General features: G+C 42.1%; 7 protein-coding genes. 5 read left to right on the forward strand and 2 right to left on the reverse strand.

The features are described from left to right. Nucleotides 1-50 precede the first annotated feature (50 nt). The 4 genes from H6G86_RS39790 (at nucleotide 51) to H6G86_RS36440 (ending at nucleotide 5,274) form a co-directional block, all read left to right on the forward strand. Nucleotides 51-1,553: a FecR domain-containing protein gene (locus H6G86_RS39790; protein ID WP_313931623.1), complete on the forward strand. Its 1,503-nt coding sequence runs from the start codon at nucleotides 51-53 to the stop codon at nucleotides 1,551-1,553. Between the two features lie 344 nt (nucleotides 1,554-1,897). Beyond that, nucleotides 1,898-3,274 (forward strand): glutathione-disulfide reductase, encoded by a 1,377-nt coding sequence (gor, locus tag H6G86_RS36430; protein ID WP_190938443.1) that lies wholly within the window; start codon nucleotides 1,898-1,900, stop codon nucleotides 3,272-3,274. A 105-nt stretch (nucleotides 3,275-3,379) separates the two neighbouring features. Continuing rightward, nucleotides 3,380-4,015: a YqiA/YcfP family alpha/beta fold hydrolase gene (locus H6G86_RS36435; RefSeq protein ID WP_190938444.1), complete on the forward strand. Its 636-nt coding sequence runs from the start codon at nucleotides 3,380-3,382 to the stop codon at nucleotides 4,013-4,015. Between the two features lie 113 nt (nucleotides 4,016-4,128). Then, nucleotides 4,129-5,274, forward strand: a complete 1,146-nt coding sequence (locus H6G86_RS36440) for a histidinol-phosphate transaminase (RefSeq protein ID WP_190938445.1) — start codon at nucleotides 4,129-4,131, stop codon at nucleotides 5,272-5,274. A gap of 8 nt (nucleotides 5,275-5,282) precedes the next feature. Here H6G86_RS36440 and H6G86_RS36445 read toward each other — a convergent pair whose 3' ends face one another. Further along, the gene (locus H6G86_RS36445) at nucleotides 5,283-5,837 is read right to left on the reverse strand and encodes a hypothetical protein (RefSeq protein ID WP_114084552.1); all 555 of its coding nucleotides are present in this window, start codon (nucleotides 5,835-5,837) and stop codon (nucleotides 5,283-5,285) included. Nucleotides 5,838-6,428: 591 nt separating this feature from the next. Continuing rightward, entirely contained in the window at nucleotides 6,429-7,034 is a 606-nt protein-coding gene (locus H6G86_RS36450; RefSeq protein WP_242065159.1) for a GNAT family N-acetyltransferase, read from the reverse strand. Nucleotides 7,035-8,082: 1,048 nt separating this feature from the next. Here H6G86_RS36450 and H6G86_RS36455 point away from each other — a divergent pair. Continuing rightward, entirely contained in the window at nucleotides 8,083-11,496 is a 3,414-nt protein-coding gene (locus tag H6G86_RS36455; protein WP_242065160.1) for a response regulator, read from the forward strand. Nucleotides 11,497-11,498 lie beyond the last annotated feature (2 nt).

Consider the following 11,498-nt stretch of genomic DNA (forward strand, 5'->3'; position numbering starts at 1 on the left):
ATACCCTTAAACGGCTGCCCATATACCTGTTACCGTGGTAGATACATTATGTGTATTTACTTATCTTTACACAATTTGGTTTTTTCACCCTGTCCTACTTAAGTGCCATAACTCCTCTAACGCGAGCAGAAATTCAGGATCTCCGCAACATAGTACAACTGATACCCAAAGATAAACAAAAGAAACGTCCTGCACGTAAATTAGATGCAATGACTCCTGGGGACGGGGTGGCAACTGGTCGAGCTTCACTAGCAGATTTGCGTTTCAATGATGGCTCCTTGGCACGAGTTGGAGAACAGGCGTTATTTCAATTTTTGCCGAAGACACGTGACTTTAAACTTTCAAATGGGACTGTGTTGTTACTCATCCCACCAGGACAGGGGCAAACACGTATACAAACACCAAATGCAGCAGCAGCAATTCGTGGTTCAGCATTATTTGTACGCTACAACCAACAAACAGACACCACGATTGTGGGTGCGCTAACAAATAGTGGCATTGAAGTTTCTAACAAAGAAGCTTCTGAAACTAAGGTGTTAGAAGCAGGGCAAATGGTGATTATAGTTAAAGGGAAATTTGAAAGATTGTATGATTTTGATCTGAGAAATTTTTATGAAACGAGCCAACTAGTTCGGGAACTTGATTTGAACAGGCAAAGTCCTGTACCTACGCCTGATCCTGCAATCACCAAAGTTCAAGCCGAAACTGCTGCGGCTTTGAAAGCACAGCCACCGATAAAAGGTGAGGGAGTAATTGAAAATCCCTCTTTTGTGCAACTAACTCCTACACCCGACACCTCAACTACAACAAAACCTGACACCTCAACTACAACAAAACCTGACACCTCAACTACAACAAAACCTGACACTTCAACTACAGCAAAACCTGACACTTCAACTACAGCAAAACCTGACACTTCAACTACAGCAAAACCTGACACCTCAACTACAACAAAACCTGACACCTCAACTACAACAAAACCTGACACCTCAACTACAGCAAAACCTGACACCTCAACTACAACAAAACCTGACACCTCAACTACAGCAAAACCTGACACTTCAACTACAACAAAACCGGACACTTCAACTACAACAAAACCTATAACCCCAACCCCGACAGAGACAACACCTATAACCCCAACCCCGACAGAGACAACACCTGTAACCCCAACCCCAACAGAGACAACACCTGTAACCCCAACCCCAACAGAGACAACACCTATAACCCCAACCCCAACAGAGACAACACCTATAACCCCAACCCCAACAGAGACAACACCTATAACCCCAACCCCAACAGAGACAACACCTATAACCCCAACCCCAACAGAGACAACACCTATAACCCCAACCCCAACAGAGACAACACCTATAACCCCAACCCCAACAGAGACAACACCTATAACCCCAACCCCAACAGAGACAACACCTGTAACCCCAACCCCGACAGAGACAACACCTGTAACCCCAACCCCGACAGAGACAACACCTGTAACCCCAACTCCAACAGAGACAACACCTGTAACCCCAACTGGCTCTCCAAGCACATAAAACAAAACTGCTAATGGAGGTACCTCTCTGCAAACGCGGTTCTTTGTATCATAATTTTGCGTAAGTCCTGTATGACTTAGCGCAACTTAGCTGCTCCAATGCAGTAGCACAGACTTATGACCGACACCTGAAAAAGAACTATGACAAACAGTTTTAGTGACTGACTCTACAGCAACCAAAGCAAAAAGTGATATTCCCTACGACCAGAGAACATCTGCTAACGCTAGATTAAATCAAGGATAGGACTTACACAGGGTTCACCGGATATCCTTCTTATATAGTTCAATGACATTCTGTGTGTAAGTTCCCAGTAACTAACTTTTTGCTAGAGAGAACATAAATTTATGACTTTTGATTACGACCTATTTGTAATTGGTGCGGGTTCTGGAGGCTTGGCGGCTTCTAAACGGGCGGCTAGCTATGGGGCAAAAGTGGCGATCGCTGAATATGATTTAGTTGGTGGGACTTGTGTGATTCGCGGTTGCGTTCCCAAAAAACTTATGGTCTATGCCTCTCACTTTCCCGCACTGTTTAGTGAAGCTTCAGGCTATGGCTGGAAAGTCGGTAATGCTGAGTTGGATTGGGAATATTTCATTACATCTATAGATAAGGAAGTTCGGCGACTATCGCAACTACACATAAACTTCTTAGAAAAAGCTGGTGTAAAACTATTTTCCGGTCGCGCCACATTGCTAGACTCTCACACCGTAGAAGTTGATGGACGCAAAGTGACAGCAGACAAAATTTTAATTGCTGTTGGTGGTCGTCCTATCAAACCAGATTTACCAGGGATGGAATATGGCATTACCTCTAACGAAATCTTTCATCTAAAAGAACAACCAAAACACATCGTCATTCTTGGCGCTGGTTATATCGGCACAGAATTTGCCTGTATTATGCGCGGTTTGGGTTCTGAGGTGACACAAATTACCAGAGGTGACAAGATTTTGAATGGGTTTGATGAAGATGTCCGCACAGAAATTGAAGAGGGAATGACAAACCACAGAATTCGGCTGATTAAGAATAATGTGGTAAAAACAGTTGAATGTGTGACGGAAGGATTTAAACTTACTTTATCAGGGGAAGACCAAGAACCAATAATCGCGGACGTGTTTTTAGTGGCGACTGGTCGAACTCCCAATGTAGATGGACTAGGTTTAGAAAACGCTGGGGTTGATGTTGTTGCTACTTCTATGGAAGGGCCAGGGTACAACACCACAAATGCGATCGCAGTCAATGAATATAGCCAAACGAATCAACCGAATATCTTTGCCGTTGGCGATGTCACTGACCGAATCAATTTAACTCCTGTCGCCATTGGCGAAGGTCGCGCCTTTGCTGATAGTGAGTTTGGCAATAATCGCCGCGAATTCAGTCACGAAACTGTTCCCACAGCCATATTTTCTAACCCAGAAGCCGCAACAGTAGGCTTGACAGAAGCCGAAGCACGGGAAAAATTCGGTGATGCGGTAACAATTTTTCGCACTCGCTTTCGCCCCATGTACTATAGTTTGACTGGGAAGCAAGAGAAGACAATGATGAAGTTGGTAGTTGATAGCAACACTGACAAAGTGCTAGGCGCTCACATGGTAGGTGAAAATGCCGCCGAGATTATCCAAGGTGTAGCGATCGCTGTAAAGATGGGCGCAACTAAAAAAGACTTTGATGCCACCGTTGGTATCCATCCCTCCTCAGCCGAAGAATTTGTCACAATGCGGTAATAAGCAAGAGTTAGGAGTTAAGAGTTATGAGTTATAAGTTGAATAAAAAAACTCATAACTTAAAATTCTTAACTTATTAGCCCTAACTCCTAACTATTTACAGCTTTGCAATATATATATCTTCACGGTTTCGCTTCCAGTCCTAATTCTGCCAAAGCGCGGGATATAGGCGATCGCTTTGCCAAAATTCAAACAAAGCTCAAAATCCCCGATCTCAATGCTGGCGATTTTTCGCAGTTGACAATCACTCGTCAGATCGCTCAAGTTGCCGCAGAATTTAGTAATGATTCTACACCAGTAACTCTGATTGGCTCAAGTTTAGGTGGTTTGACCGCCGCACACTTGGGACAGCAATATTTACAAGTAGAACGCCTTGTGCTGCTAGCACCAGCTTTTGGATTTTTATCCCATTGGTTGCCCAAACTAGGCGATGAAGAAGTAGAGCGTTGGCAGCAAGAAAAATATATTATGGTCTACCACTATGGAGAGGAGCGATCAATTCCTTTAAGTTACGATTTCGTTATAGATGCTGCCCAATACCAAGAAAAATTTTTGCAACGTTCTATACCCACCCTAATTTTGCATGGAAAAAAGGATGAAGTTATTCCCATCGAAGCTAGTCGTGACTTTGCGCGTTGCCGTTCTGGGGTGGAGTTAGTCGAACTCGACAGTGACCATGCCTTGGGTGATGTTATGGCAGAAATTTGGCAGGCAATTCGTCTCTTTTGCCATTTACCTTGAGGTTATAAAATATTAAACTCTCATATAACTAATGTCCTTAGTCATTTGTCCTTTGTTTAGTTACTAACGACAAATGACAAATGACAAATGACCAATGACTAATGACTAAAATTATGCTTCCCTTCATCCGGTCAGATTTAGCCCAATTTACCGCGTATAAACCCCATCCCAGCAGTGATACAGCCGATTCTGTCTCCACACAGTTTGATCGCCTGGATACAAATGAAAGCCCCTACGATTTACCACCTGAGTTAAAAGAGAAGCTAGCCTGGACATATCAGCAAGTAATTGAAACAAATCGTTATCCGGATGGTGGACATGAAACCCTCAAGGATGCGATCGCAGAATACGTCAATGAATCAGCCGCCCTCCCGCTATCCAATACTGCTGCCAATATTTCTGTTGGAAATGGTTCTGATGAACTAATCCGTTCTTTATTAATCGCCACTTGTTTAGGAAAAGAAGGTTCAATTCTCGTTGCCAATCCTACTTTCTCTATGTACGGAATTTTGGCACAAACGTTGGGAATTCCTGTAGTAACAGTGGGTAGAAACGAAACAAATTTTGAAATTGACTTAAAAGCCGCACAGTCTGCGATCGAACAAACTCAAAATCCCCCCATTCGCGTAGTTTTCGTAGTACATCCCAATTCGCCGACTGCCAATAGCTTAACGACAGCAGAGCTGGCATGGTTAAGAAGTCTGAGCGAACATATTTTGGTAGTAATTGATGAAGCTTACTTTGAATTTAGTCAAACTACCCTAGTAGGTGAATTAGCGCAGCGCCCCAACTGGGTAATATTACGCACTTTTTCTAAAGCTTTCCGATTGGCATCTCTCCGTGTTGGTTATTGCGTCGCTCATCCCGAAGCGATCGCCATTTTAGAAAAAGTTCGCTTACCTTACAATCTCCCCAGCTTTTCCATAGCAGCAGCATTAGTTGCTTTACAAAACCGCACCCTCTTACTGGAGTCAATTCCCCAAACTTTGAGTGAACGATCCAAACTCATCGAAATTTTATCCCAGCAACCAGAACTACAAATTACCGCAAGCGCTGCTAATTTTGTTTACATACGCTTTAAACCCAATGGCTTAAATTCACAAGATGCTGTGCTAAAAACTTTCCACCAGAAACTTAGAAAACTCGGCACTCTTGTACGACACATTAGCGGAGGATTGCGAATTACTGTTGGGACAATAGAGGAAAACGCACGCACGATTACTAGAGTCCAAGCAGCAATAGCCGATTTGGAATTTTAGCAATTCACTCAATAATTAAATCGGCTATCCATCTCACTGCCCAAACGACGTACTAATCCTACCGTTTGTGGCAGCACACCTACCAAAAGAGCAAAAGCAACATCCGGCAAAAGAGCTACTATTTCTGGTGGAAAGTATTGTTCAAATTGATCGAGAATTTTCTGAACTCGCTGCCCAGGTATTGGGTTTTCTGTAATTTGTTTGATCAATCGAATCCACTGCCGTCTAATCAAGTAAGCTTTCTGCCGTTCTTCATTAGAATCGGGGGTTAATAAAGACAGATTACCTATGGGCAGTGCCCTTTGGCAATCACAGTCGTAATCCCCACCCACAGCAGCCCCAGGTCCAGCAAACTCTGCATGGTAGCGTTTAAAGAGGATTAATCCATTCCGCCTACGACTATTGACGATAAAAACTTCTCCACTGTGTAAACGTGTAAGGATATCCGAGCCTTGCGATTGCTCAGTTCCATCTGGCATGACAACAGAGTCAAGGAAACTAGTTTTAGGGTAATAAGTTGATACCATAGAGATTTGATAGCGTCGATGCTGTTCGCTATCCATGTTTTTTAAACTTTCAACGAATTTAGTAGTAGTATGCACTTCAAAAAAGAATTAGCTTTTATGTCAAATCAGATCATTGAATTCTTTTATTATCAAGAGTCTTTTGGTCAATTTCACTAAGATAGTAATAAATACGCATTGTTTAGTAATTGAGTGATCATATTTTATGAGATATAACCAGATTTGTCGCCAAATTCAGAGAATGTTTTATTAAAGTTTTTATAAAGATGAATATCTTAATTACAAAGTTATTATGAGGGATCGCTGGTTTAACAAAGTAATTGTACAGCTAGATTGTATTGTAATTCATTTATTATATCTATGTAAAATACTTATTGTTTAATGACAAGTTAAAAACGACCAAATGTAACACCTTAATTATTTTGGTGAAGTTTTTTTATTGATGTTTTTTTTAAATAAATAATAAAAATCTCAATGAAAACTACTTAAACAAATTATCTAAAGCTTTATATATCAAGCTATTTAGCTAACATTAGCTAGTTTTTTAATTAGGTTAATTTCTGCTTTGGTTGCCGATATTGATGATAGATTTTCTCCAAACTAATTACAAAATAAAAATTTACCAAAATGTCAGATACTAAAATTAGCATTCAAATGCTTGTGCAATAACATCTGGCTTGAGCGTCCTAATAAAAATGTATTCCAATTTGATTCGACTTTATGTACCCGATATCCCACCTTGAAATAAAGTTGCCTTGCCTGATGGTTATTTTCCAAAACGTGAAGATATAAGTCTTGAAATCCCCATTCGCGGGAAACTTTTTCACAGCTAGTCAGTAACCCTGAAGCCACTCCATGTCTACGGTATTTTGGGTGAACGGCTAAATTAGATAAGTAAGGAAAACCTATGCCAGCCTGGCCCCAGGAATCACTGTAACGTACACCCAGTTCTACACTTCCTACTAAGTTATTAGCCGCACCATTGTTAGCTTCCAAGGCGACTAAACAAACATGGCGGGGTGGAGGTGATGTCATCCGATGCCTTAAGTCTTCGTAAATGCCCAGACGTAACAATGGAAAAGCCCATCCCCACATACCTTTTTGGGAGTGAAAGCTTTCAGCAATAATTTGGGAAACACCGATCAAATCAGTAGGTGTAGCTGTACGAATTTGAAATTCGCAGCAAGCTGGATCGATTGGCTGTTGCTGGTATGGATGAAAAGACCGATATTTCAAGGCTAGTTTAGTATTGATTTTATTTAACGAAAATTTTCTCAAATATCCTCAAACACCCTTTTAACCGCATAAAAACTTTATATATTCCCAGTAGATTGAACTGACCTAAGACTGCTCATTTGCTTTTGCTTATAAGCATACAAAGTTTTACACTTTAGTTTGGGGCTTTATAGTCCGTCTTTTTGAAAGAGTCTTAGAAGTTACAGCTTCATAAAGCTACAATCTTAAGTTCAGTAAGATTAGATGCATCCCTTGCTTGAGATAGGGAGTATACCAGTCTGTTTACCACAAAAACACCTGTAAATCGTACAGGTTTAGGTTAATGGGTAGACATATAGCATAACTTACCTGTAGGCATTACTAATAAAATTGTTAAGTAAGTACACTAACAACAAACTTTGGTTGTAAACCATCTTTAGGTGTAATACTGAACTTATTTATGCAATTGACGCTACACTAACAAGACTTTGCTGCTAAGTAATAGAAACAGGCTGTACAGATGCTAGGCAGGAATATTGCAGATTCCTATCCCTACCTTCTTCACCAATACCACTTGTCTTAATGATAGTTCTGATTGCTAAATTAGAAAGAGGTATTTGTCTAATAGTATACTTTGGTTTTAAATCTTATTGTTTTAATTTTGCTGACTCTACCATGACTACCATAAATAAAATTTACGTGCAAGTGTTAGTACAACTGCTGCGGAGGGAAAACTTAATATGCAGCTTCATCTGGATTTTTCAGCTAGCTATGAGTGCTGTATGTAGTATTAGACATTGCTCGCAGGAGGTGAAAGAAGATTTGACTAGCAAGGATCGACTCTATAACCCTATAACTGACTATGAAAGCAATTACACTGCACTAAAGCAAACGGTAATAGGTATAAGCAATTGAAACGAATTACCGTGAGTAAACGCTCCTACACTCAGCAGTCATGTAGACAAAGAGCCTTATTGGTGGAAATGCTCTGCTCTTACCTGACTCAGAAAAATCCTTCCCTGATCAGATTATTCTTTATCCGACTGCCGTTGCAGCAGGAAAGCGGTGCATGAAATCCCAAGCAAACAGTAAGCCTAAAATTTTGGTTGTCGATGATGAGCCAGACAACCTTGACTTGCTTTACCGCACCTTTTATCGCGACTATAAGGTGCTAAGGGCAACCTCTGGCCCTGCGGCCCTCGATCTTCTGGCTCAAGAGGGAGAGGTCGCGGTGATCATCTCCGATCAGCGAATGCCGATGATGAGCGGTACAGAATTTTTGAGCCTGACAGCAACTCAATATCCAGATATTATCCGAATTATTTTAACTGGCTACACCGATGTCGAAGACTTGGTGGAAGCAATCAACGCTGGTAAGGTCTTTAAATATGTCACCAAACCGTGGGAAGCTGAGGAACTTAAAGCTGTGGTACGCCAAGCTTTGGATACTCACAATGTCCTCAAAGCCCGCACCCGCGAACTTACACGCACACTCCGACAAGAGTCGCTGCTGAATACTGTCACAAATACGATTCGTAGTGCTTTAGACTACAGACAAATTTTGCAGGCAATTGTAGATACAGTGGGTCACATGTTGGAGGTGGATGTCTGTCTGTTACGTCCCTTCCAAGATGAGCAGTTGACGGATAAAGGATTTATTTATCAGAAAGCTCTTTCAGAAGAAGCAGGGGAACATACACCAGCAGAGGTGCAGGCAAATAATTCTTCTGCTGTGTCCCTCTCCCCCTCTACCCCTCTGACTGTTTTGGCTCAGACAGTGTGGGAAACCCGTGAAGTCCAGGTGATTCACGATGTAACCGATGATGAACGCATTCACGGTAATACTCCCGAACTGCGCGAACGTGGAGAAGCTTTTGTTGTCGCTAATATTTGTTCTAGTTTAGTTGTGCCATTGATCTGCCAACAAGAACTGATGGCAGTGCTGGCACTGCACCAGTGTTCTGTGCCCCGCTTCTGGGGAGAGGATGAGGTGCAGCTAGTGTTGATGGTAGCGGATCAGGCAGCCTTAGCTTTGTCTCAAGCTTATGCTTACGAACAAGTACGTGCCCTTGCCAAGCGAGAGAGTTTAATTAATACGATTACTAGCGCGATTCGCTCTAGTCTAGACCCCCAAGATATCTTTGCGGCTATTACTCAACAACTAGGACAAGCCTTACAAGTCGATGGTTGCGTCCTGTCTTTGTGGACAGAAGAAGATGAGTTTGTCGAGTGTGTTGCCTTGTATGACAGTTTTCAACATTTGGAAAGTTTACGTAGGCACAGCTCGCCACAGGCATCGCCAGGCCCAGACAATAACCATCTATCAGCCCAGAGATTACCCTATTCTCAATCATCTATACAAGAGAATCCCATCCTCCAACAAATGCTACAGACACATGAGCCTGTGGTAATTGGGAATGTGAGCCATTCTCCCTCAGATATACAGGGTTTTAATTTGCCGTTAAAAATGCCAGCGCGATCGCTAATGTTTGTACCATTATTGGCTGATGGTAAATGTATTGGTAGTATTACCTTGCATGAAGGTAAAAAAGTACGTCAATGGCTGCCATCTGATATCGATTTGGCGAAAGCAGTAGCAGCCCAAGCAGCGATCGCTGTGCAACAGTCACACCTGTATCAAAAAACTCGTCAACAAGCTGAACGCTTACTGGAGTTAGATAAACAAAAAACCGAATTTTTCCAAAATATCTCCCATGAGTTTCGCACACCGATCACCTTGATTCAAGGGCCTCTAGAGTCGGCGGTGGCTGCTGGTGAAGGATTATCTTACTCCCAAAGTGCGATCGCCCTGCGTAACTCCCGCCGTTTGCTACGACTGGTAAATCAACTCCTGGATTTACAACGCTTAGATGCGGGAAGAATGCAGCCTAGTTTCCATCCCTGCGATTTAGTCGAATTTGTCAGCCAAATTGTGGAATCTTTTCGTCCCTACTGTGAGAAAAAGAGACTGCATCTCGCCACCCAGTTAGATGAATGTTCTCCGGTGTACTTGGACATGGAAAAATTCGACAAGGTGGTTTATAACCTTTTGTCAAATGCCATGAAGTTTACCCCCGAAGGTGGCACGATCAGCGTCAGACTAAAATCTGAACAAGATCGTTGCATATTACAAGTACAAGATACGGGAATTGGCATTGTTAAAGAACAAATTCCCCATCTATTTGAGCGCTTCCGCCAAGCTGAAGGTTCAGCAAACCGTTCCTATGAAGGCAGTGGTTTGGGTTTAGCCTTAGTTAAAGAATTGGTAGAATTGCATGGTGGCCACGTCACTGTGGAATCAGTTTATGGCCAAGGTACTACCTTTAGTTTATGGCTTGTGACTGGAAATGGTCATTTACCCGTACAGCAAGTACTAGAAACCCCTGTCGAAGTGAACACAAGCCGCGCTAGCGTAGAATTGGCTGATTTAGAACTGGTAGAGTCAACAACAGACAATATTGAAGATATTACAATAAATTGCTCTCCTAATATTGATACGCAAGACTCAGCACTTAAGACTCAGCACTCAATTTTAGTTGTAGATGACAACCCAGATTTGCGAACCTATGTATCTGAAATTTTCCGCCGTAACGGTTATCATGTACGCACAGCTCGTAACGGTTATGAAGGGCACAGTCTAGCGAAGGAAATTATACCCAGCTTGATTGTGACTGATTTAATGATGCCCTTGGTGAGCGGACTTGAGATGATTCAGATGATCCGCAAAGAGGAAAAGCTGAAAGGAACGCCCATCATTCTACTGACAGCGAAAGTTGATGAAGAAACCCGCATCGAAGGTACAGAACATGGGGCGGATGCTTATTTAGCAAAACCATTCAATGATCGGGAACTTTTGGCGGAAGTTCGCAATCTTTTAGCATTAAAAGAAAATGAACGACGAATTGTGGAGTTAAATACTTATTTAACAGAATCAGTATTAAAGCGCTTTTTACCGGCTGTATTGGTGCAAAAAGCCGCAACCGGAGATTTAACATTAGATTTGCGCCCAGAACCACGCTTAATTACAGTTTTGTTTAGTGACATCGTGGGTTTTACACAGCTATCAAATACTCTCAGATCCCGACGAGTCGCAGAATTGCTAAATGAATATTTAGAAGCTATGACCAAGGTTGTATTTGGTAATGGCGGTACTGTAGATAAATTTATGGGAGATGCTATTTTAGCTTTATATGGAGCGCCGGAAGAACTAACCCCCAATGAACAGGTACGTCGTGCCATCAATACAGCAAGAGCAATGCACCGCTCACTGGCTGACTTGAACCAGCGCTGGCGAGAGCAAGGTGTATTCGATGGTGACAGACTTACTAGCGTACAGTTTCGGTGTGGTATTCATCAAGGTACAGCTGTTGTAGGGATGTTTGGTGGGAGCTATGCGGTTTCGTCAGATCCAGTAAAAAACAAGCGATCACTAAATCATTTTCCCAGTAGTATAAATTTATTTATACTTTTTAAGCAGTATTAACA

The sequence above is a fragment of the Nostoc sp. FACHB-133 genome (genome assembly GCF_014698055.1).
In the GTDB taxonomy this organism is placed as follows: domain Bacteria; phylum Cyanobacteriota; class Cyanobacteriia; order Cyanobacteriales; family Nostocaceae; genus Nostoc.